Origin of the sequence: Petroclostridium xylanilyticum (assembly GCF_002252565.1) — a bacterium.
In the GTDB taxonomy this organism is placed as follows: domain Bacteria; phylum Bacillota; class Clostridia; order SK-Y3; family SK-Y3; genus Petroclostridium; species Petroclostridium xylanilyticum.
Genome location: NZ_NPML01000029.1, coordinates 219,718 through 242,604, shown reverse-complemented (window position 1 = coordinate 242,604; position 22,887 = coordinate 219,718). Strand labels below are relative to the sequence as shown.

23 protein-coding genes are annotated in these 22,887 nt (G+C 36.8%); 6 read left to right on the top strand and 17 right to left on the bottom strand.

Features of this window, described 5'->3' with window-relative positions; all coding sequences use genetic code 11:
• Positions 1-64: 64 nt before the first annotated feature.
• From CIB29_RS17610 to fsa (CIB29_RS17570), 8 genes are all read right to left on the bottom strand, one after another.
• Complete coding sequence (locus CIB29_RS17610; protein WP_094552113.1) at positions 65-1,738, bottom strand: peptide ABC transporter substrate-binding protein; 1,674 nt, start codon at positions 1,736-1,738, stop codon at positions 65-67.
• A gap of 489 nt (positions 1,739-2,227) precedes the next feature.
• Positions 2,228-3,031 (bottom strand): class II aldolase/adducin family protein, encoded by an 804-nt coding sequence (locus CIB29_RS17605; RefSeq protein ID WP_094551924.1) that lies wholly within the window; start codon positions 3,029-3,031, stop codon positions 2,228-2,230.
• A 280-nt stretch (positions 3,032-3,311) separates the two neighbouring features.
• Positions 3,312-3,959 carry a fructose-6-phosphate aldolase gene (gene fsa, locus CIB29_RS17600; RefSeq protein ID WP_094551921.1) on the bottom strand — a complete coding sequence of 216 codons (648 nt, stop codon included), beginning with the start codon at positions 3,957-3,959 and terminating at the stop codon, positions 3,312-3,314.
• Positions 3,960-4,180: 221 nt separating this feature from the next.
• The gene (locus CIB29_RS17590; RefSeq protein WP_094551918.1) at positions 4,181-6,379 is read right to left on the bottom strand and encodes an HAD-IIA family hydrolase; all 2,199 of its coding nucleotides are present in this window, start codon (positions 6,377-6,379) and stop codon (positions 4,181-4,183) included.
• A 106-nt stretch (positions 6,380-6,485) separates the two neighbouring features.
• Positions 6,486-6,845: a dihydroxyacetone kinase family protein gene (locus CIB29_RS17585; RefSeq protein ID WP_094551916.1), complete on the bottom strand. Its 360-nt coding sequence runs from the start codon at positions 6,843-6,845 to the stop codon at positions 6,486-6,488.
• Between the two features lie 165 nt (positions 6,846-7,010).
• The gene (locus CIB29_RS17580) at positions 7,011-7,664 is read right to left on the bottom strand and encodes an HAD family hydrolase (protein WP_094551914.1); all 654 of its coding nucleotides are present in this window, start codon (positions 7,662-7,664) and stop codon (positions 7,011-7,013) included.
• Between the two features lie 104 nt (positions 7,665-7,768).
• A complete protein-coding gene (xylB, locus tag CIB29_RS17575; RefSeq protein WP_094551912.1) occupies positions 7,769-9,286 on the bottom strand; it encodes a xylulokinase in 1,518 nt (505 codons plus the stop codon).
• A gap of 62 nt (positions 9,287-9,348) precedes the next feature.
• Positions 9,349-10,026: a fructose-6-phosphate aldolase gene (gene fsa / locus CIB29_RS17570; RefSeq protein ID WP_094551910.1), complete on the bottom strand. Its 678-nt coding sequence runs from the start codon at positions 10,024-10,026 to the stop codon at positions 9,349-9,351.
• Positions 10,027-10,348: 322 nt separating this feature from the next.
• Between fsa (CIB29_RS17570) and CIB29_RS17565 the strand changes: the two genes are divergently transcribed.
• From CIB29_RS17565 to CIB29_RS17545, 5 genes are all read left to right on the top strand, one after another.
• The gene (locus CIB29_RS17565; protein ID WP_094551908.1) at positions 10,349-11,107 is read left to right on the top strand and encodes a GntR family transcriptional regulator; all 759 of its coding nucleotides are present in this window, start codon (positions 10,349-10,351) and stop codon (positions 11,105-11,107) included.
• 130 nt (positions 11,108-11,237) lie between these two features.
• Positions 11,238-12,176, top strand: a complete 939-nt coding sequence (locus CIB29_RS17560) for a phosphoglycerate dehydrogenase (protein ID WP_094551906.1) — start codon at positions 11,238-11,240, stop codon at positions 12,174-12,176.
• A gap of 16 nt (positions 12,177-12,192) precedes the next feature.
• Entirely contained in the window at positions 12,193-13,173 is a 981-nt protein-coding gene (locus tag CIB29_RS17555; protein ID WP_094551904.1) for a phosphotriesterase family protein, read from the top strand.
• A 13-nt stretch (positions 13,174-13,186) separates the two neighbouring features.
• Positions 13,187-14,128, top strand: coding sequence for a shikimate dehydrogenase family protein (locus CIB29_RS17550; protein ID WP_094551902.1), 942 nt, complete (start codon positions 13,187-13,189; stop codon positions 14,126-14,128).
• 38 nt (positions 14,129-14,166) lie between these two features.
• Positions 14,167-14,745: a glucose-6-phosphate isomerase gene (locus tag CIB29_RS17545; RefSeq protein ID WP_094551900.1), complete on the top strand. Its 579-nt coding sequence runs from the start codon at positions 14,167-14,169 to the stop codon at positions 14,743-14,745.
• A 231-nt stretch (positions 14,746-14,976) separates the two neighbouring features.
• Here the strand turns inward: CIB29_RS17545 and CIB29_RS17540 are convergent, their stop codons facing one another.
• The 6 genes from CIB29_RS17540 to CIB29_RS17515 form a co-directional block, all read right to left on the bottom strand.
• Complete coding sequence (locus CIB29_RS17540) at positions 14,977-15,915, bottom strand: transketolase family protein (protein WP_094551898.1); 939 nt, start codon at positions 15,913-15,915, stop codon at positions 14,977-14,979.
• Positions 15,916-16,761, bottom strand: a complete 846-nt coding sequence (locus tag CIB29_RS17535) for a transketolase (RefSeq protein ID WP_094551896.1) — start codon at positions 16,759-16,761, stop codon at positions 15,916-15,918. It lies immediately after the preceding gene.
• A gap of 18 nt (positions 16,762-16,779) precedes the next feature.
• Positions 16,780-17,643, bottom strand: coding sequence for a YitT family protein (locus CIB29_RS17530; protein ID WP_094551894.1), 864 nt, complete (start codon positions 17,641-17,643; stop codon positions 16,780-16,782).
• A gap of 122 nt (positions 17,644-17,765) precedes the next feature.
• Entirely contained in the window at positions 17,766-18,209 is a 444-nt protein-coding gene (locus CIB29_RS17525; protein ID WP_094551892.1) for a Mini-ribonuclease 3, read from the bottom strand.
• A 15-nt stretch (positions 18,210-18,224) separates the two neighbouring features.
• Positions 18,225-18,566, bottom strand: coding sequence for a hypothetical protein (locus CIB29_RS17520; RefSeq protein WP_094551890.1), 342 nt, complete (start codon positions 18,564-18,566; stop codon positions 18,225-18,227).
• A gap of 451 nt (positions 18,567-19,017) precedes the next feature.
• A complete protein-coding gene (locus tag CIB29_RS17515; RefSeq protein WP_094551888.1) occupies positions 19,018-20,028 on the bottom strand; it encodes a YeiH family protein in 1,011 nt (336 codons plus the stop codon).
• A 126-nt stretch (positions 20,029-20,154) separates the two neighbouring features.
• Here CIB29_RS17515 and CIB29_RS17510 point away from each other — a divergent pair, with 126 nt between their 5' ends.
• Complete coding sequence (locus tag CIB29_RS17510; RefSeq protein ID WP_094551886.1) at positions 20,155-21,036, top strand: LysR family transcriptional regulator; 882 nt, start codon at positions 20,155-20,157, stop codon at positions 21,034-21,036.
• A 160-nt stretch (positions 21,037-21,196) separates the two neighbouring features.
• Here the strand turns inward: CIB29_RS17510 and CIB29_RS19070 are convergent, their stop codons facing one another.
• The 3 genes from CIB29_RS19070 to CIB29_RS17500 all read right to left on the bottom strand — a co-directional run bounded on the left by CIB29_RS19070 (position 21,197) and on the right by CIB29_RS17500 (position 22,518).
• Positions 21,197-21,355, bottom strand: coding sequence for a hypothetical protein (locus CIB29_RS19070; protein ID WP_198543968.1), 159 nt, complete (start codon positions 21,353-21,355; stop codon positions 21,197-21,199).
• A gap of 152 nt (positions 21,356-21,507) precedes the next feature.
• Positions 21,508-22,092: a rubrerythrin gene (rbr, locus tag CIB29_RS17505; protein ID WP_094551884.1), complete on the bottom strand. Its 585-nt coding sequence runs from the start codon at positions 22,090-22,092 to the stop codon at positions 21,508-21,510.
• Between the two features lie 12 nt (positions 22,093-22,104).
• Positions 22,105-22,518 (bottom strand): Fur family transcriptional regulator, encoded by a 414-nt coding sequence (locus CIB29_RS17500; protein WP_094551882.1) that lies wholly within the window; start codon positions 22,516-22,518, stop codon positions 22,105-22,107.
• Positions 22,519-22,887: the final 369 nt, after the last annotated feature.

The window sequence follows — 22,887 nt, the reverse complement described above, 5'->3', positions numbered from 1 at the left end:
TTTCACTAGAAAATGAGGTATGCCCGCAATTGAGCATACCACATTTTTATGCCTGGTTCAATGTTTATTTCTGGATGTCTGCATAATGGAACTGCGGATATCTATTAACCGGAGTATATACCCCTTTTACATATGGTTTCTGCGTAAAAGGTTTTGTATAGAAATAAATCGGCATAACAGGCATTTCTTCTATAAAAATCTTTTCAGCGTCATGCATGGCTTTCATACGTACGCTGTTATCCATTGTAGTTTTTGCCTGATTGATAAGCTTGTCGAAATCCGCATTTGCCCAACCGGTATCATTTTGCTGGCTCTTAGATTCAAACATATCAAGGAACGTCATAGGATCAACATAGTCACCGATCCATCCAGCTCTAGCTACATCGTAATCAAGCTTATCCTCACGGTCAATCTTAACCTGGAATTCAACATTTTCCAATGTAACCTCCACGCCAAGGTTTTTACGCCACATTTCCTGGATGGCTTCGGCAATTTTCTTGTGCTTGTCGTGGGTGTTATACAACAGGGTAAAGCTCAATTTGTCCATTTTTTCTTCTTTTAACCCTTCAGCTAATAACTGCTTTGCTTTTTCAACATTTTCCTCAAATAAGTTGCCGGTATTTTTCTGGTAATCTCCCTGCACATCCGGAATTCCGGGAGGTACTATTCCGTAAGCCGGTCTTTCACCGCCCTGTGCAACACTTTCAACGATTACTTTACGGTCAATTGCCATTGATAGTGCTTTACGGACTTTTACATTATTGAATGGTTTCTTGGTATTATTAAAACGATAGAAATAGACTGACAAATCATCACCAATTACCAGTTCTGGATCTTTAGATGCATTCAACTGTGCAGTTACATCTGCAGGTATCGGGTACAGCAGGTCTAGATCACCGGTACGGTACATCTGCCATGCGGTATTTTCATCTTCCAGCATGACAAACTCGATTCCATCCAGCTTGATTTTGTCTTTATCAAAATAATTCTCATTTTTTGCAAGCTTGATGCTTTCCTTATGTTTCCATTCAGCAAGTTTGAATGCTCCGTTGGATACATAGGTACTGGCTTCATTCGCCCAATCTTTATTAGCTTCTTGTACTTTTTTATTAACAGGATAATATGTGTAGAAAGATACCAGTTCAAGGAAATAGGGTGTTGGCTGTGCCAATTTAACTTCCAGTGTTTTATCGTTAAGCGCCTTTACGCCTACGGCATCTTCCAAAGCTTTTAACTTGGCAGCATCGGTTTCCTTGGTAGTGTTATATGCCTCAGCACCTGCAAGGTAGTAAAGCTGATATGCATATTCAGAGGCAGTAGCCGGATTTAACGCATATTTCCATGCAAATTCGAAATCCTGTGCGGTAACAGGGTCACCATTGGACCACTTGGCATCATCACGCAGGGTAAATGTATAGGTTAAGCCATCTTCACTAATCTTCCATTCTTTAGCCACCCCTGCTTCAATACCACCGGCAGGAGTTTTTCTAGTTAACCCTTCAAATACATGCTCCAATACCCAGGAATCATGGGTTCCCTGTGCTTTTCCAGGATGTAAAGAACCTGGCTCACTTTGGTTGTTGGTCCTCAAAATTTTAGGTTGAGCTTTGGTAGCATTTCCACCAATATTGGGTTCAGTTCCTTTCTTGCTTTCACTCCCTTTTTTGGAAAAACAAGCTGTAAGCATTAGTGATAATACAAGCACCATGCTTACAATCATCAATGATTTTTTCTTCACTAAAATCCCTCCACTTAATTTTATAATTTTTATATAGAGATAGAATGCAAGAATATTAAAATTCAGCATCCTTTACTCCCAAAGATTTAATATTATTATATGGAACATACTAAATTATTTTGTATAAAGTGAATAATTATTAATTTCGACGAATAAATATTCATATCGTGCCATATTTTCAATTTTTTTACATTTTAGGCAAAGACATCACCTTACTCTACTTTATTATCTTTATCTATAATATTCAAAAACTTTTATTTATTATACAACAACAAAAAACGCCTAAAAAACTTAACTTAGTCGTTAAATTTTTTAAAAGCGCTTTTGATACCATTTAAGTCGAATTATATTTTATATTCTTTCAGCAATTGAATAAATTATAGCATTTTGTCAACTGAATTTCAAGAATATTTGTCAAATTTTATGTGCTTGTTTTGTATTACTTTCAATTTTATATAAATTAATTTATGTTTTTATATTTAGAAGCTCTCAGTTAACCTTATACTGGTCCAATAACCTTTTCGTCACTTTAGTTATAATCTCTATCATTTCTGATTTATTAATATCCTTTTCCATATCAGTGCCATCTTCATTTTTGGATTTACAAGTGTTTTTTTCTGGTAAGCAGCCTTTGTAACCAGGGTGTCTGCCAGGAATATTAAATTTTTTCCTAATTTCCATTAATTTTTCTACTTGATCAGGTGAAAGTTCTTTTTCTCCCCCTAATTGCCTTGCAATAAGACTAACCCTTGCATAAAATTCAAGGGTTTCCATTTTAAAATAAGCACTGAACAAATCTTGTCCTACCGTTAAAGCACCATGGTTCTGGAGTAGAATTGCGTCATGGGTTTGAAGATATTTGCTGATTGCATTCGGGACTTCGTCTGTAGAAGGTGTACCATATTCGGCAATAGGTACGCTTCCTAAAAATATAACCGCTTCCGGCATAATATATTTATTCAGTGGAATACCTGCAACCGCAAACCCCGTTGCAGTTGGGGGATGGGCATGGACAACTGCGCCTACATCCGGTCTTTCTTTATAAACTCTAAGATGCATTTTTAATTCGGAAGAAGGCTTCCAGGTCCCTTCCAATACTTTACCTTCCATATTTACTTTAATGAGCATATCAGGAGTCATAAATCCCTTGCTTACCCCGGTAGGAGTTGCCCAGAATTCATTATCATTTACTTTGACAGTAATATTCCCATCGTTTGCTGCCACAAAGTTTTTTTCATACATTCTTCTGCCGATTTCACATATATCTTGCTTTATTTTAAATTCAGAATTCACAATTAACCTCCTTATGTTAAATAAATGCTCCTACAGAATATTATGTGCTAGGAGTACCTCCTTTAATTTCTGAATTATTATACATTTTTCACTATTGAGTGTCAATAAACCCCTATTAGGGCGTATTAGTTCTAAACCTCTCATTTATCGAAGAATGTCCCTATGTCCATAAAAACAGGTTAATTTTCTTAATTTTAATTCTTATTATGCTATAACATACCTATTTTGTTAATAATTTTTAAAAATTAAATATATTAATAATAGATTGATTTTTCTAATCTTATTTCTTAGGTACCGATTCCCAGTCTTTTAAGAACCTTTCTATTCCTATATCGGTAAGAGGATGCTTTGACATTTGTTCGATAACTTTGTAAGGGACCGTTGCGATGTGGGCGCCCAGTCGTGCTGCTTCTATGACATGGATAGGATTCCTGACACTGGCAGCAATAATTTCCGTCTGGATGCCATGGGTTGAAAAGATATCAACAATTTCCTCAATTAATGTCATACCCGTATTTCCTATATCATCCAGTCGTCCCAGGAAAGGACTTACATAGGTTGCTCCTGCTCTTGCAGCCAGAAGTGCCTGTGCTGCCGAAAAGATTAGAGTGACATTTGTTTTTATTCCTTCTGCTGAAAGAATTTTTACTGCCTTTAATCCTTCCAGTGTCATTGGGATTTTGATAACAATATTCCGGTGTATCTTTGCCAGTTCTCGTGCTTCTCTTACCATCCCTTCCGACTCAAGGCTTATCACTTCTGCACTGATGGGGCCGTCTACGATGGTCGTGATTTCTTTTACAACTTCTATAAAGTCTTTTCCTTCTTTAGCGATTAAAGAAGGATTGGTGGTTACACCACAGATTACTCCCAGATCATTTGCTTTGCGGATTTCCGCAACATTTGCCGTGTCAATAAATAATTTCATAAATAAGCACTCCTTCCTTGAATATCAAAATTTTAAAAAATAAGTATAGATGTGGACTCTTAAAAAGACACATACCTACAATGGGTGCATTTAATTTATATGCCCATGCTCTTACTATATCCAAATTTAAATACAAAATTATAAAATTTAAATAAGACACAGCCTCCAACTCATATTTCTTCATTTGTGCTTGATTTAAGTTTAGTTTTAAAGTCACACCCTTATAGAGAATAATAAATTTCATCTAGTACTGCTTTTATTTCTTTCAAAGAGTTGAAAACAAGGTTTGGTTTAATATTAGATTTTGCCAGATCTTCCTCTTTGGTTTCTCCAGACAATACAAGAATGGTAACTGCTTCGTTATCCTTTCCTATTGCCATGTCTGTGTATAGCCGGTCACCGATAAAGGCTATTTCCCGTTCCTGGAATCCTGTATAGTCCAATATATACTGAAGGGTATATTGCGAAGGCTTTCCAAAGAAGACCGGAACAACTCCCGTAGATGCAGTAATCAAAGCACAAATGGAACCACAGTCAGGAATAAATCCTTTCTCAGTTGGACAGTTAAAGTCAGGATTAACCGCCAAAACGGGAATTCCATTTCTTATAAAATCACACGCCTTTGATAGCCGGTCATATTGCAGGGTTGTATCAAAACCTACAACTACCAAATCAGGAACATCTTCCGTAATTTCAATGCCAGCCTTAGTAAAATCCGATAGGAGGTATTCGGTACCTAAAAGGTAAACTTTTTTTCCGGGCATATACTGTTTAATATGTTTAATAATTACCTGGTTTGAAATAAGTACTTTTCCGTCTTCCACATTACAGCCCATCTTTTTAAGCTTGTTTTGATAAAATTCAGCATTTTTTGATGAATTATTTGTAAAGAAATAAAATTCCTTATTATATTTCCCCAATGAATTTATGAAATCTATAGAGCCATCTATCAACTTATCTCCAAGATAAAATGTCCCATCCATATCAAGAATAAAACATTTCACCTTTTTTAGTATTTCTTTTGTGTTTTGATTATGATACAATTTGTCATTTTTTTGTTCATTTTTAAAATAGTTTTTTATGCCACCTGCAAACTCTTCAAGTAGTCCAATGTCCCATAAAAGCTGTAAGATTGTATACCGGTTTCTAATCTCTTTTGCCAGCAATACACTGTTAAACACGGTATCATCATCTACACCTATTTGTGCAGGATTAATAGGGGCACCGGCTTGCTTTAAAATTGCTTCAAATTCATGGGTAGAAGGAATAAGTTCTTGTATAGCATGAATAATATCATTCCATCTTTCTTTTATAACTGAAATTCGCTTAGCATGCTCTTTAAGTGAATTTTTATTGGCTTTTTTCTCTAATTCAATAATACCCGAAGCTGCATTCTTATACGTTTTATTAACTAGTTCTATCCATTTATGTTGATTAAAAGTTTTAACTTTATCAATTGCAAGGTTAAAGTCAACTACTGCAGTTTTTAGCATTTCATACAACTTGACTATTGCAATTGTAGTAATTCCTACCTTCGTCCCATGTAAAACCGCCTCTTTGCCATCAAACAAAAATTTCATTTCCCAGAAATGGGCAAGATGGTGTTCCGATCCTGATGCCGGCCTGGAATTTCCTACAAAGCTCATGGCGATACCGGACAACACAAGTCCTTCCATGAGATTTTTTATTGCCTCATCATTTCTGACCTTAATTCCTTCAATGCTGCCTGCACATTTTTTAATAGAGTTTCTTACCAGTTCTACAACAGTACTGCAATAGTATTCTTCATTAATGATTCTACCCAATTCCCAGTCACATAAGGAAGTATATTTTCCGAGAATATCTCCCAAGCCTGCTAGAATCATGTCCATAGGTGCATTTTTGATGATATTGATGTCTGCGATAATTGCTTTAGGACTGACGGTCTCGTATGTAGTTTTCAGGTTATTAATGATTAATGCTGAAACTGTAGAAGCATAGCCATCCATAGATGGAGCAGTAGCTACAATAAAATAGGGAATTTTTAATTTGTAACTTAAAAACCTGGACAAATCATTTAGAGTTCCGGAACCAACTGCCAAAATCAAGTCTGTATCATTGTCAATTTCCACTATAAGTCTGCCTATGGCTTTTTCATCCGGGACCAGTTGTTGTTTCCCCTCAAATACATGTTTTTGAAGCTTAAATCCGTTCTTTAGTAATACTGTCTCTACATGCTCTCCTGCAATTTTATACGTATTTGTATCTGCAACCATAAATATTTTTTTAAAATTATATCTATTGATTAATTCAGGTAAAGCCAGGATCGCATCTTTGTCTATTACAATATTTTCAATATCCGCGCTATGTTCTTTTCCGCAGTCGCACAGAAAACTTGTTCTAAGGAAATCCTGAATTTTAAATTCTTTTAGATCCAGCAAAATTAACCCCCCATTCCAAAATATGCATAAAAACCTAAAATTATATAGGTATATTATAGCATATTGTGATATGTTATAATATACCTATTATGAATAACTTTTATTTTTATTTCTCGATTAAAGCAATGATTGAATCTGCCATACTTGCCAATAGTAAATAGCAGGAAGTTGCTCCTGCATCTAATATGCCTCTTGAACGTCCTCCAAGCCTGCTTGCTCTTCCCACTTTTGCTACCATATCTCTTGTGGAATCTTTGCCTTCCTCTGCTGCTTTTTTCATAGCTTTCAATGCATCTACGAAGCTTTTTCCTTCGTTAAGTGCAGCCTCATACGCATTGAGCGCAGGAACCAGCGTATCCAGCAGTGTTTTGTCTCCTACTTTGGCATTTCCTAAAGATTGTATCTCTGTTAGGGCTGCTTTTAGCATATTAAAAAAGACTTGTGAAACAATGGGGACGGTTCTCATTGTCAAGATTTGCTAACAGCAGTTCTATTAATACCTGTTATCCTAAAATATATCCAGAACAGACATAATCTCTATTTCCCTAGCTCTGTTCAAGTAATTTATCAACAAGAACCGTCCCCATTGTCCATCCACACTTCCATTCATCATTTACTTGCTACTTAGATTTCATAACCTTGATAAGTCATTTATTTTTAACAGCAGTTGATTGAAGTCATCAAATACATAATCAGCCCCTGCTTCGCTCAATGCTTTACCATCAAACGATGATGTATAGCCGCAGGTAAACATTCCTGCCCTTTTAGCACCTGTAATCCCATATATAGAATCTTCAATAACGATACATTCTGAAGGGTCTAACCCTAACTTTGAAGCGGCATATAAAAATATATCCGGCTCCGGTTTGCAATTTTTTACATCTGATCCGCCACAAATAATGTCAAAATATTTTCCCAACTTTGTTTTTTTTAATGAAAACTGAATTGTCTCGTGTTGGCTGGTAGAAGCAATAGCTAAAGAGACATTTATTTTCTTTAACTCATCCAGAAGCTCTTTGACCCCTGGCATGGCAGCCAACTCTTTTCGTGCAACAATTTTATAATATTCCTCTTTTTTGCCAACAATATCTTTATCTAAAATAGCACCTGTCTTTTTTGTATAGTAACCTGGAACATGACTACAGCTAATACCTGTAAAACGCCTGAGTTCTTCATCATCGGTTTTTATACCATACCCACCTAAAATTTCCAACCAGGCCTTCCGATGGAGAGATTCACTGTTTATTAACACCCCGTCCATATCAAATATAATACCCCGTATCAATAAAATTCCCCTTTCATACGGCAAAAAAATATTCAAGAATTTTTCTATGTAAATCGCATTAAAGATTTTACACAACTGGTCAGGAATACGGCTTGGCAGCTGCTTTATAGTTTAGCCAAGCTTTCATAAACTTTCTCCAAAGAATGATAACATTCATCAAATATAGGCATAATCTCTTTATATTTTTTACTATTGCTTTCTATCGGTTCCTGGACACTTTCTACTTTTATAAATTTATTAATTACCTCAAAGTCTTTGAACACTCCAACACCAACTCCACCGGTAACTGCTGCACCCATGGACGTAGCTTCTTCCAGGTAATTTGGCTTTAAAATCTTGAGGTTATATACGTCTGCCATAATTTGACGCCATACCTTGCCCTTTGCTCCTCCACCGATCACAATCATTTCTTTTATATCAGCATACTGTTTAAATACCTCTAATATGATATTTAAATTCAATGCAACTCCCTCAAGCACTGACCTTAAAATATCATTTCTTTTGTGTTCCATTTTAAGTCCTATGAAAGCTCCTCTAGCATTAGGATTCCATCTCGGACTCCTTTCACCTAACAGGTAGGGAAGATATATTAAACCATTCGCTCCTGCCGGGGATTTTGCAATTTCCTCATCAATGATTTGATAGGGACTTATACCCTTTTCTTGCGCTTCTTTTGTCTCTATTTTACAGATTTCATTTTTCAGCCAGTTATAGGAACCTCCTGCACTTTGCATAGTTCCACAAGGAGCAACATAGCCAGGTATAATATGAGCCCAGTTAAATGTACGCATTTGATCGTCATAAACAGGTTTTTGCGTAGTTAATGCAATCCAGGAAGAAGAACCCACATAGCTAAAAGCCGTACCTTCCTTAATGCATCCAGAACCTACTGCGGCACATACGCCGTCTCCTCCACCACATACAACCGGGGTCCCGGCCGCAAGCCCTGTCTGCCTTGCCGATTCTTCCGTTACTCCTCCTACTACATAAGTCGACTCTTTAAGAGCAGGAAGCTTATCTCCATCAATCCCGGTAATACTTATAATTTCCTCTGACCATTTTAGTGTATTTAAATCCAAAATACATGTCCCGGTAGCATCCGAATAATCAGTAACAAATTCACCGGTTAGCTTAAAAATAATATAATCCTTTGAATTAAGTATTTTATAGGTATTACGATATATCTCAGGTTCATTATTCTTAACCCATAAAAGCTTTTCAAGGCTATAAGACGGGCTAATGCGATGACCGGTAATTTTATAAAATTTATCTTCACTTATTTTGTCCCTGATAAAATCTGCCTCTTTTGCTGCTCTCTGGTCTGCCCAAATAATAGACTTCCTTAAAGGGACGCCATTTTTGTCAACACATAAACACCCCATCATCTGCCCGCTAAACGATACAGCTACTACATCATTTTTATCTATATCTTTGAGAATCTCTTTGGTGGTAGAACAAACTGCACTCCACCAATCCTCGGGTTCCTGTTCCACCCAATTATTATTAAAGTAATTTGTATCATAAGAATATACTTTACTCTTAACCAGATCACCGTCTGTGGTATATAATGTTGCCTTATTACCAGAAGTACCTAAATCATGGGCCAATAAATATTTAGCCATATTACCTGCTTCCCTCCCCTTGTAATGTTTTTGATAAGAATCAAAGAATATTGTACCTCATTTTAAATGTTATCAGTTCTTTTTCCTTTTCCATAAAGATCTTCCCAGTCTTTAACAAATTGTTCTACACTCCAATTAGTTAACGGATGATACAACAATTGGTTCATAATATCAGGACCGGCCGTGATTGAATGTGCTCCTGCCAGGCAAGCTTTATGTATCTGTTCAACATTTTTAAAGCTGGCGGCTAATACTTTTGCATCCACACCATGTACATTGAAAATTTGGACAATCTCTGATACAACCTTAATGCCATCTGCAGAGATATTATCCAGACGATTTACGTAAGGTGCTATATATTCTGCTCCTGCTTTTGCAGCCATAAGTGCCTGTAAAGGGGTGAAAACTGCTGTAGCGGTTGTTTTTATTCCTTTTTCTTTTAAAATCATAATAGCTTTTATTCCCTCCTCTACTACAGGGATCTTTATATACAGGGTTCCTCCTATTTTTGTGTTTAAATATTGTGCCTCTTCCACAATCTCTTCCGCAGTTTTACCAAGAGCCTGAACATGCAACATTTTTCTATCGCCTATAGTTTCCCTTATTTCCTTGATTAATTCAATAAAATTTCTTTTTTGTTTAGCAACAAGCGATGGGTTAGTGGTAACCCCATCTATAGGATACATTTTAGTAAATTTTTTAATTTCCTGTACATCTGCAGTATCCAGCATTATTATCATTTATACATCTCTCCTTTAATACTTTTAGTGCTTGCATGTAAATGCTGCTGACAATGATTTGCATGTATAAGTACGAATCTTTTTCTTCTCAAGTCACTTCCCCTTACTTTAATACTATAAGCAAATTTTTAAAAATTCTTATTTAACCAATTTATCTTTTTATTAATAATAGATTTTTAAATTTGCTCTTATTTACGCCAATTTACTTTTCTAGACATTTATAATTATATCACTTATAATCAAATTATACAATATGTAATTACATATTTACATGCTTATATGTTTACATATATTACACTTATACTTTTAAGGAGAGTATTTGATGTCACTTTTTCAAAGTAAAACTTTAAATAAAGATATTCCTATCCCCTTGTATTATCAACTAAAAGAGATACTGTTAGAATATATAACAAAACACCATACTGATATCGATCAGCCTATTCCGACTGAAGTCGAGCTCAGTTCACATTTTAATATAAGCAGACCTACTGTTCGACAGGCAATCAATGAACTGGTTGTAGAGGGTTATCTATATCGTGTTAAAGGAAAAGGAACATTTATATCAAAACCCAAAATCAAGCAAGACTTTCTCCAAATTTTAGATAGTTTTAATAATGAGATGCAGAAAAAAGGGCTAACTCCTTCAACCAAGATATTAAGTCTTAAAGTAATCAAAAGCGATGAAAAAGTTAGTGAAGCCCTCAATTTACCCATAGAAAGTGATGTTGTCCAGCTAAGGCGGTTACGATTTGCAAATGATGAACCTATTGTCGTGGTGGTGACTTATCTGCCCTATGAGAAATGCCCTGGCATCATTACAAAAAACTTAGAAAACGAGTCACTATACAAAATTTTAGAAAACGAATATGGTCTTACCCTTGCTAGCGCAACCAGGACCCTGGAATCAGTATTGGCAGGTGAATATGAGGCTAAATTGCTTCAAATAGAAAAAGGAGCTCCTATACAATTTTTTGAAAGTATAACTTACCTAGCAGATGGTACACCTATTGAATACTCTCTAGCAAAATATAGAGGTGATAGAAATAAATTTACTTTTGAACTAAAAAGAAAAGATATATAATCTTTTTTTCATCTAAATGTAATGACATAATTACATACTGACAATATAGTTACATTTATTATTTTGGCGATTAGTGAAATGTAACTATTTAAAATATAACAAATAAATTATTAAACAAAGGGGTGTCAATATGGCAAAAAAAATTTTAATAACTCCTAAATCCTTTAAAACCTATAAAGATAAAGCATACCCTCTCCTAGCACAAAAAGGGTATGATATTATCGAAAACACATTAGGTCGCACCATGTCAGAACAGGAGATTGTTAGTTATGCAAAAAAAGATGTGGTCGGTATTATCATAGGTATTGATCCTTTGCCTGCTTCAGTACTAGAACAATGTAAAGACCTTCGCGCAATCTCAAAATATGGCGTAGGTATGGACAATATCGACCTTAATAGGGCGAAAGAATTAGGAATAAAGGTAAAAAATGCGGTAGGTACTAACAATATCTCTGTCGCTGAGCACACCATTGCCTTAATGTTTTCTATTGCGCGAAATATCCCTTCTATCGCATCAGGCATCAAGACAGGCGGCTGGGACCGGGTGATAGGTTTTGAACTCACCGGTAAAAAACTTGGTCTGATTGGTGGTGGACAGATAGGCAGAGAAGTAGCAAAAAGGGCAAGAGGACTCGAAATGGAAGTTTCCATCTATGACCCATACTTTACCGATGAAGCCTTTGCATCAAAATACAATATTCATAGATGTATTAATTTAGATGATCTTTTTAAAGAATCTGATGTTATTTCTCTGCACGTGCCTGCTACTCCCGAAACAAGAAGAATTATCAATAAACATGCACTGGAGCTTATGAAATCTACAGCACTGCTCATCAATACATCTCGAGGAGAACTTGTAGATGAGGAAGCGTTATACGATGCTCTTATTAGTAAAAAAATTGCAGGGGCGGCACAAGATGTGTTCTCCATTGAACCCCCTTCCAAAGATGAAAAACTATTAAAGCTTGATAATTTTATCTTAACATCTCACATTGGTGCTTTTACCCATGAAGCAGTTGAAAAAATGGTAATAGTGTCAACACAAAATCTATTGGATATGCTTGAATAGAAAGTAGGGAAAAACAATGCATAAAATGCCTGCTAATTGCATTATGACAGTCAATGGCCCCATTTCAAATAGCGATCTAGGATTTTGCCACAGCCACGAACATCTCTTTCTGGCCGAGGGGCAATCTGCCAAGTTAAATCCTGCTTTAAAACTGGATAATTTTGATAAAACCGTTGCTGAACTTCGCCTTTTTAAAAAATCAGGTGGTGCAAGTATTATAGATGCCCAGCCTGTAGGATGTGGAAGAATTGCACAATACCTGGTTCAAGCTTCTGTTAACACCGGTATCAATATTATTGCTTCTACAGGTTTCCATAAACTCATTTTCTACCCTGCTGACCACTGGATTCACTCAATGAATGAATCGGAACTTGCCCGTTTGTTTATTAGTGAATTTGAAGATGGCATGTATATAGATGGTGACAGTAATCTCCCTACCCGGCGAATTGCTGCTAAACCCGGCGTCATTAAAACAGCTTCAGATATTGACGGCATAAATGGAAAGTATCATAGATTATTCGAAGCTGCCGCCGAAGCTTGTAAAGAGACAGGTGCACCCATTTTGAGTCATACTGAGATGGGAAAAGCAGCATTAGAACAGATTCAACTATTTACGGATTATGGAATTTCCGTCGATTCACTGATTATATGTCATCTTGATAGAAAGATAGATGATATAAACTATCACCTGCAGGTAGCAGAAACAGGTGTTTATATGGAATTTGATACCATCGGGAGATTAAAATATCATTCCGATGAAGCCGAAGCCAAGTTTATTGTAAAAATGGTTGAACGTGGCTATGAAGACAGGATACTTATAGGCCTGGATACAACCCGTGAACGAATGAAAAGCTACGGTGGTTCCCTTGGGCTTGACTATATCTCTTCAAGTTTTATACCGCTGCTTAAGAAATTCGGGCTATCCGATGAGATCATTAAAAAATTTACTGTTTACAATCCCGCAAGGGCATTTATAAGCAACAAAAACAAAATTTGAAAGGAGAATAAGTATGAATTTACCAGCAAAAGCAACTCAACCCACCATGTATTTTATAGGTGTAACAACAACCAAATCCTCTATTATGAAGCTTTTCCCTCTATGGTCAGAAGCCTTGGGATTAAAAAATGCAGTTATTAAGGGGATTGATATTGAAATCCATGCAAAACCGGAGGTATACAGAGAGGTAGTTGAATTTATCAAGAATGATGAATTATCTCTGGGTGCACTGGTTACTACCCACAAAATCGACCTCTATAATGCTGCAAAAGACATGTTTGAATATCTTGATCCTTATGCGACAATGTTTGGGGAACTGTCCTCCATCTCTAAAAAAGACGGAAGACTTGAAGGCTATGCTAAAGATCCTATTTCCAGTGGTCTCGCTATGGAAGCGTTTATTCCAAAGAATTACTGGAAAGATAATGGTGGCGAAGTATTCATCATGGGCGCAGGCGGAAGTGCTATTGCTATAAGTTCCTACCTGCTTAATAAAAACAAAGGCGACAATATCCCATCTAAATTAATTGTTACCAATAGAAGCAAACCAAGATTAGATGAAATTAAAAGAATTGTAAAAGAAATCAACCCCGATGTGCCAGCAGAATTTTATCTCGCACCGGAAGAAGTACAGAATGATGAAATACTTAAAAGATTAAAGCCTCATTCTTTAGTCATCAATGCTACCGGGTTAGGCAAAGACAGACCCGGGTCTCCCCTATGCGACGATTGTGATTTTCCAAAAGATAGTTTAGTATGGGAACTTAATTACAGAGGTGAACTTGACTTTATGCACCAGGCATTAAGACAAAAAGATGCCAAAAATCTCCATGTAGAAGACGGTTGGATTTATTTCATTCACGGTTGGACACAGGTGATTTCGGAAGTATTCCATATTGATATTAAAGGTGAATTATTTGATAAATGTGAAAAAATTGCAAATGAAATGAGGTAGGTGGATAAAACTTAAAATAAAAATGTGAGGTGCTTATAATGAGTAAAGAAATGACTATTAAACCGTTTACAATGTATTTTGATTTGAAAAATGGCATGTCTAATGAAAGAAGTTCTACAAAGAGATACCTTTCTAATATGAAGGGTATGTTTGCAGACGAAGCTGCACTAGAAAGAATGCTAAAAAACGGTGATCCTCTTGTTTATGAATTTTATGAATTGGGTCTCCCTGAAACACCTGGAGAATTATTGTTTGGTACCAGTATCACCTATCCCGGCAAGGTTGGCAATGAATATTTTATGACAAAAGGACATTTCCACACTATATTGGATACTGCCGAAGTGTACTACTGCTTGAGCGGAAAAGGTTATATGTTAATGGAAAATCCTGAAGGGAACTGGGATGTACAAGAACTGACCCATGGAAAAGCCGTATATGTTCCTCCAAGATACGCCCATAGAAGCATCAATGCAGGCAATGAACCTTTGGTTACCTTCTTCGTATTCAGGGCTGATGCAGGTCATGACTATGGAACAATTGAAACTAAAGGATATAGAAAGCTGATTGTTGAAAAAGATGGTAAGGTAGAAATTGTAGATAATCCGAAGTGGAAATAAAAACAGGTATCTCATTACCTTTGATTACAAAAAAACAAATCTTTTTAATACAACGGGACTATAAAACATAAATAAAGAGTCAATTAAAATTTTAATTGACTCTTTATTTATGTCCAGTTTTGAAAAACGTCTAGAGTTTTTTTATGATGTAACCGTACTCTGTAAATATACTTTTTCTTAGGCAAAAATAAAACGCTAATCAAAAATTGACCAGCGTTTCGCCTTTTTAATTTACTTCATTTTTATAACTTCTTTCACTTTGCTTACAATATTTTTAGCAGTAAGTCCGTACATTTCAAGCAGCGGCTCCGGTTTTCCCGACCTTCCGAACTTATCTTCCACTCCTACCCTTTTTAATGGTACAGGATATTTTTCGGAGAGTACTTCTGCTACTGCACTGCCAAGGCCTCCTATAATGTTGTGCTCTTCTGCAGTAACGATTGCTCCGGTTTCTCTTGCTGCTTTTACAATGATGTCTGCATCAATTGGTTTTATCGTATGTATGTTGACAACCCTGGCACTTATCCCCTCTTCATCCAGTATTTTTCTTGCTTCTAAGGCTTCGGGTACCATCAGTCCTGTTGCGATGATGGTGACATCTTTTCCTTCTTCCAACTGTACACCTTTTCCTAACTCAAACTTGTATGTAGACTGGTCAAATATCACAGGTACCGCCAGTCTTCCAAACCTTAAGTATACAGGACCATAGTGTTTTATTGCTGCTTCTACGGCTGCCCTTGCTTCTACGGCATCGGCAGGGTTTATTACCACCATATTGGGAATGGTCCTCATGATGCCTATATCTTCTAAGCACTGGTGGGATGCCCCGTCTTCTCCTACTGAAATTCCTGCATGGGTTGCCCCTATTTTTACATTTAAGTTTGGATAGCCTATGGAGTTTCTTACCTGTTCAAAGGCCCTTCCTGCTGCAAACATGGCAAAGGAGCTTGCAAATACTACCTTACCGCAGCTTGCAATTCCTGCTGCTGTGGACATCATGTTTCCTTCTGCAATCCCCATGTTGATAAATCTTTCGGGAAACTTCTTTTTAAAGGTTTCAGTTTTGGTTGATTTGGATAGGTCTGCATCCAATACGACGATGTCATATTTTTCTCCAAATTCAGCCAGTGCATTCCCATAGGCTTCTCTTGTTGCTATCTTTTCTGCCATTTATTCCACCTCCAATTTTGATAAAAGTGCATCCAGCTCTTTTATGGCCTGTTCATACTGGTCTTTTTTGGGTGCATTTCCATGCCAGCCTGCTTCATTTTCCATATAGGATACACCTTTACCTTTAATGCTTTTTGCGATAACCATGGTAGGTTTACCTTTTGTGTTTTTTGCTTCACTCACTGCATTTTCTATTTGTTCATAGTCGTGGGCATCGATGACGATGACATGCCAGCCAAAGGCTCTGAATTTTTCATCGATTGGAAGGGGAGACATGACTTTAGAGATATCTCCGTCTATCTGCAGGCCATTAAAGTCTACAAAAGCGGTCAGGTTATCCAATTTATAATGGGGTGCAAACATGGCTGCCTCCCATACCTGCCCTTCCTGGAGTTCTCCATCTCCTAGTATTGCATATACCCTGTAGTTTTTGTTATCCAACTTTCCAGCTAATGCCATACCGTTTGCTGCAGAGATTCCCTGGCCTAGAGAACCGGTGGACATGTCCACTCCCGGTACGCCTTTCATATCGGGATGTCCTTGAAGGAAGCTGTCAATGTGGCGGAAGTTTTTAATCTCGTCAGTGGAGAAAAAACCTCTTTCTGCCAGTGCTCCATAGAGTGCAGGGGTACAGTGGCCTTTGGACAGTACAAATCTATCTCTGTCCTCCCATTTTGGATTCTTAGGATCCACATTCATTACATCAAAGTATAATACTGCTAAAATGTCTGCGATGGAAAGTGAACCGCCGGGATGGCCTGAACCTGCACTGTATACCGCTTCAATCGCATGTTTTCTAATCTTTGTAGCAGTAATGGATAGCTGCCTTATTTTTTCCTTGTCCATACATCTTGCTCCTTTCATTTATTCATATGTTTTAAAGCCCTCACCCAATACTTCCCTGACATCAGTAAGGATGATAAAAGCATTTTTATCAATTTCTCTGACAATAGATTTTAAAACTGGAATTTCTGGTCTTCTTAATACGCACATCAAAACCGTTTTATCCTGGCCGGTATACATACCGGTGCCATCCAATCCTGTCACACCCCGGTCCAGGTCTTTCATGATTCTTTCGGCTATAAATTTTGATTTGTTAGAAATAATAAATACCGCTTTTGCAAAATTGACTCCTTCCAAAAGCCCATCAATTACCTGCGAAGAAACAAATAAGGTAACAATCGCATATAATGCAAGGTCGTAATCTTTAAATACAACAGCTGCAAAAACGATCACTGTAAAATCAACAGCTAATAAAAGCTGTCCCAGGGTTAAAAACGGTATAAACTTGTGAATAATTTTAGCTGCAAGATCGGTCCCTCCGGTCGTAGCCCCGGAACGGAATACCAAACCCAATCCTGCCCCCATTATTATACCTCCATATATGGAAGCAAGCAATGGTTCTCTAGTTAAAACAGGCAAAAAAGTTGTTAAATCCACAACAACGGAAAGGACAACCGTGCTAAAGAGAGTTTTAACACCGAAAACCCCTCCTAAGTGCCTTATTCCTAAAATAAAGAGAGGAATATTCAGGACAAGCATGGTAGTACCCACAGGAAACCCAAATAAGTAGTAAAGAACTGTAGCAATACCACTTACTCCCCCCGGGGCAATCTTATTGGGAACAAGAAACATATTGATGGATATTGCAGTTATAACAGAACCAACAATGATTAGTAAATAACTTTGCCAATCGCCTAAAAGCTTTCTCAAATTGAATCGGGACATATATCCTTCTCCCATCATGTAAATTTCAATCTTTGCAGGTGTATACTTTTTAGTTGATGAATATTATTTAACAGGCTCTAAGCCTTTCCACAACGTCCTTTCCATAATATTCATCAACTAAACTAAATGCACCCGTCTTTTCCTGTATCTTTTACCGCCAAATCCAATAGTTCTTTAAGTCTTTGATTATTCTTTGCTAAATAGAGATAACCCAGTAAAGCTTCAAAGCCAGTTGCATGACGGTATTCATTGACATCTGCATTTTTGGGAACCGTACCTGACTTTGCATTTCTTCCTCTCTTAAAAATTAAAAGTTCCTCTTCTGTAAGCGCTGTTTCAATTTTATGGATAATATCACTTTGTGCTTTCGCTTTTACAAAAAGAGTTGCCTGCTTATGCAGCCTGTGAACCGGAGCATTTCCTTTTTTTACAAGCATGGTACGAATATATAGTTCATACACAGCATCTCCGATATATGCCAGCACCAGCGGCGAATATTGGGATGGATTAATAATCTGCTCCTCATTTATTATACTTGATGCATTATTAATAAATTCGTTAAACATAGATATTCCTCATGCTCAGCCCCAGAATATTTCATCGTAGCTTTCTTCCTGCTCTTCAATTCTAAAAAAATCAATGTATAATATCTTATCCTTATCAATCTCATCTACTTTTACAGGTTTTGTATAAAATCCTATTCTTGCATAAAATTCCGGTTCTTCTACCTGATCCCGGGCAGAATGGTCATAGGGTAATCCCTCAACCCTGTAAATCCCTTCCTTTTCAAGGTCTTTTATTAATTCGTCCAACTCTTCATCCGTATCTGCATCCGCTTCCACCAATCCGTTTTCTTTAAGCTTTTGGGCTATTTCCTTCACTTCTCCGGTCTGATATCTAAATCCTCTCCACGACATGGTCATGTCACTCTACCTCCTATACTCAATTAAAAAAGAAGTAAGACTTCTTACTTCTTTTTTGATTTTACTATTATCTTACCCCGAAATCACATTATATTAACACACTTTTATCTATCATTCACAACATAATTCCTAAATACTACCTGCGTCTGAACTATAAAAATTTTATCATACAATGCTGGATAAGACAATATGTTTTTCTAATTCTCTAATTCTCCCCGATTTTTTCCAAAAAGTCATCATAGTTTTTTGCCCATTTGAATTTGACATTCTTTGCAACCGCTTTAAAATGCAGTTTGCCACATCTAAAATATCGGTTGCATAGCCCTTTGCACCATAGCTTCCGTCATCAGTACTTACAAAGGTGTTAATGCTGTTTAGCTTGAAATCGTTTTGGAATTTTCATGGCGATAGCCACACCATAATGTTCATTATCAATTGTACATTGATTTAATTACCACATTTTCATTACTGTTTGAACTATTAGCGAAACTTCTGCAACAGCAAACCAGCAGCAAAGCCCTAAGAATATGGGTTTAAAGCCGTTTGTAACAAGCTTTTTAAGGTGTGTATTAAACCCGATTGCCGCCATAGCCATAACTATTACAAATTTTCCTGCTGTAACTAATCCGTGCGAAACCTCTTCCGGAATATTTGTAAAGGTATTGATAACTGCCGCTGCTACAAAGCCTAAAACAAACCACGGAAAAACCTTTGCAAAATTAAAGGTACTGCCATTTGCCGACTTTGCACTTTCCCTTGATGTGTATATAGCAAGTACAAAGGTTATAGGAACAATCATAAGTGTGCGTGTAAGCTTAACTATTGTTGCAAAATTCAGTGCAATATCGTTGCCTGCCGAACTGCTCCAAGCAGTTCCTGCTGCGACAACCGATGAAGTGTCATTTATGGCTGTGCCTGCCCACATACCAAAGCCCATATCGCTCATACCGAGAAGATGTCCGAGTGCTGGAAAGATAAATACGGCTACAATATTAAAGAGAAATATTGTTGAAATAGAGTGTGCTACGTCCTCGTCTTCAGCTTGTATAACAGGAGCTGTTGCTGCAATTGCCGAGCCACCGCAGATAGATGTACCAACGCCAATTAGGGTTACCATTTTGCCCTTGAGCTTTAAGGCACGGCCTACAAAAAATGCGGTCAAAAAAGAAGCCGACAAGGTAAACAGCATAACAAAAAGTGACTGACCGCCAACCTTGATTACATTAAACAGGTTCATTTCAAAGCCCAGCAATATAATGGAATATTGCAGCAGCTTTTTTGAGGTGTACTTTACACCGTCATCAAAGAATTTTGGTTTTCTTATAAGTGCAATAATCATTCCAAAAAGTATTCCGAAAACAGGGCCGCCAACTATTGGAAAAACCTTGCCCAAAAACCACGCCGGAACCGCGATAGCAAGGCAGAGTAAAATGCCGGGCAATATTTTTTTAAGCTGTGTCATAAAAATATCATCTCCTAAATTTGTCTATTTACATTTTACTATTTTACTTCTTGTATTTTGTTTTGTAAAATACTATAATACAATATATATTATAGGTATTTGACTATGCATTGGAGTTGATGTATTATGACCTTGAGGCATTTAAAAATATTTATTACAGTTGCCGATTTAAGCAGTATGACTAAGGCGGCTGAAAGCTTGTATATTGCACAGCCGACTGTAAGTCAAGCGGTTTCAGAGCTTGAAAGCTACTACGATGTTAAGCTTTTTGACCGCCTTTCACGGCGGCTGTATATAACCGAAGCCGGTAAGCAGCTTTTAGGATATGCACGTCATATCACCGCTTTATTTGACGAAATGGAACAGGCTATGAAAAATACTAAGAAAAACGGCATACTTAAAGTGGGTGCAAGTGTTACTGTCGGAAGCGTTCTTTTACCACAGCTTGTGAGTGAGTTTGCAAGAACTCACCCATCAATGCAGATAGAAGCTACAATAAAAAACACAAAGGAAATAGAAGCTTTGATAATCAAAAACGTCATTGATTTTGGAGTGGTTGAAGGTGTTGTCCACACACCAGACATTGTTTCCACTGCATTTATGGACGATGAGTTAGTGCTTGTCTGCGGCAAAAGCCACTCATTATATAATGCTAAAAGCATTACACCCTTTGAACTTTCAAAGCTAAAGTTTATTGTAAGGGAGAAAGGAAGCGGCACAAGAGAGCTTTTTGAAAGTATGCTTGCATCAATGGATATAAAATGGCAGCTTTTATGGGAATGTAACGGCTCAGAAGGCATAAAAAGCGCTGTTGCTTCTGGTATTGGTGTAACTGTTATTTCAAAGAGGCTTGTTGAAAAAGAGGTTCAAAATGGAGAAATGTCGGAAGTTGCCATTGACGGTATCCGTTTCATTAGAAAATTCAGCATAATTTATCATAAAAACAAGTATCTTACTGAGGCAGTAAAGGATTTTATTAAACTGTGCTATTCCTTTGCAAAAGAGTAGAACATTGTCTTTATCTATTTTCCCGTAAAAAGACCACCGCTTCTATAAGCAGCGGCAATTCACATAATTTCCTCTGCGGTCGCATTGATATTAAGAGTCCCAAATTCTTGACCACAGTTGCTCAACTGTAGGATTATATTCACCACTGCTAATTCGTCTATCAAACTCCAAGCATCCTTGAATACTTCATTCTTATCCACGCTAATTCCCCTTTCAATATTTTATCTAATATCTGATCTAATAAATGCTTAATTTGCTCAATTCTTTCGTTAGCAACTTGTATTGCCTTCGGTGTAATCTTTTGATTGCTTTTCCTCAAACGTACATAAAAATAAAGCTATTTGCCCACTTAAATTCGACATCCTTAAATTATAAACTCCGAACCTCGAACTCCGAGCTATTTCCTTATTAATAAGAAAAGCTGCAGATAATACATCTCATATTATCTGCAGCTTTTCTTGCTGAATCTTATTAATAAGTTTCCACAAAAACTTCAAAGTATCCTTGAGGATGTGCGCATGCCGGACATGTTTCAGGGGCACTGCCGCCTTCATGGATATATCCGCAGTTATTGCACTTCCAGCGGACAGCAGTATCTTTCTTAAAGACCGTCTCTTTTTCCAAGTTTTCAAGTAATTTTCTGTAACGGGTTTCATGGTGTTTTTCTACTTCAGCAATTTTTCTGAACACTACTGCTACGGCAGGAAATCCTTCTTCATCGGCAACTTTGGCAAATTCAGGATAAAGGTCTGACCATTCTTCATTTTCACCATTAGCTGCTGCAAGCAGGTTGGCTTTGGTATCACCAAGAGCAACAGGATAGCAGGCATTGATTTCAACCATTTCGCCATTTAGGCTTTCATTCAGGAATTTGAAAAATCTTTTTGCATGTTCCTTTTCATTTTCAGCCGTTTCGGTAAACAAGTTGGAAATTTGTATATACCCTTCCTTCTTGGCTACCGATGCGTAATATGTATATCGGTTTCTTGCCTGTGACTCGCCGGCAAAGGCTTTCATCAAGTTTTCAGCAGTTTTTGTACCTTTTAATGATTTCATTGATATACCTCCTCAATTTTTATTTAAAAGACATTTTGGACAAATGCCTTTATAATACACATTTTTCTCGTTTATTTTAAAACCATCTAAATTCTTTGTTTCAATGCTTTCTACATGAATCTGAAAATCAAAAACATGACCGCATTTCTCGCATTTAAAATGCCCATGGTCAGATATATCGGCATCATATCTTGTCTCATTTTCTTCAATTGTAACAACCCTTGCAATATTGGCGTCTATTAAAAGGTCCAAAGTATTATATACTGTTGTCTTTGATAATGTGGGTAATTCTTTTACCAGTTCACTATATATTTCATCCACCGTTGGATGGTTTTTTTTTGTTACCAGATACTCATATATCTTAATTCTGGGATAAGATGGCTTTATATTGTGGTCAATTAGATACTCACTAATATTTTTAATCATATTGGTAAAATATCTCCATTCTTGCAAAGATTTGTTATTAAAGCAAATGTATTATTTCCATTTTTGTAATGATTACAATTTTATTATAATTACCTACCAAATAATTGTCAATACTTTTTAATAATTTTTTGCGTATTTATTTTTTATAATTAACCAACTTTAAAACTAAATACTGTTTGTTTTAAAGTCGCTTAATTTCATCGATAACTGCATTAATTTATTTTTAACCATTAATGCTGGTTATCGATATATTACGTAAAAAACTTCGAAAAGTCCTAGAGCCTGTTAACTTGCGGCTGGGTTCAGGGGGCATTTCTAAGCGGAGGAAGTTGTGCCCTACTGACCTAAGACACAAGTTTACAGGCTCTT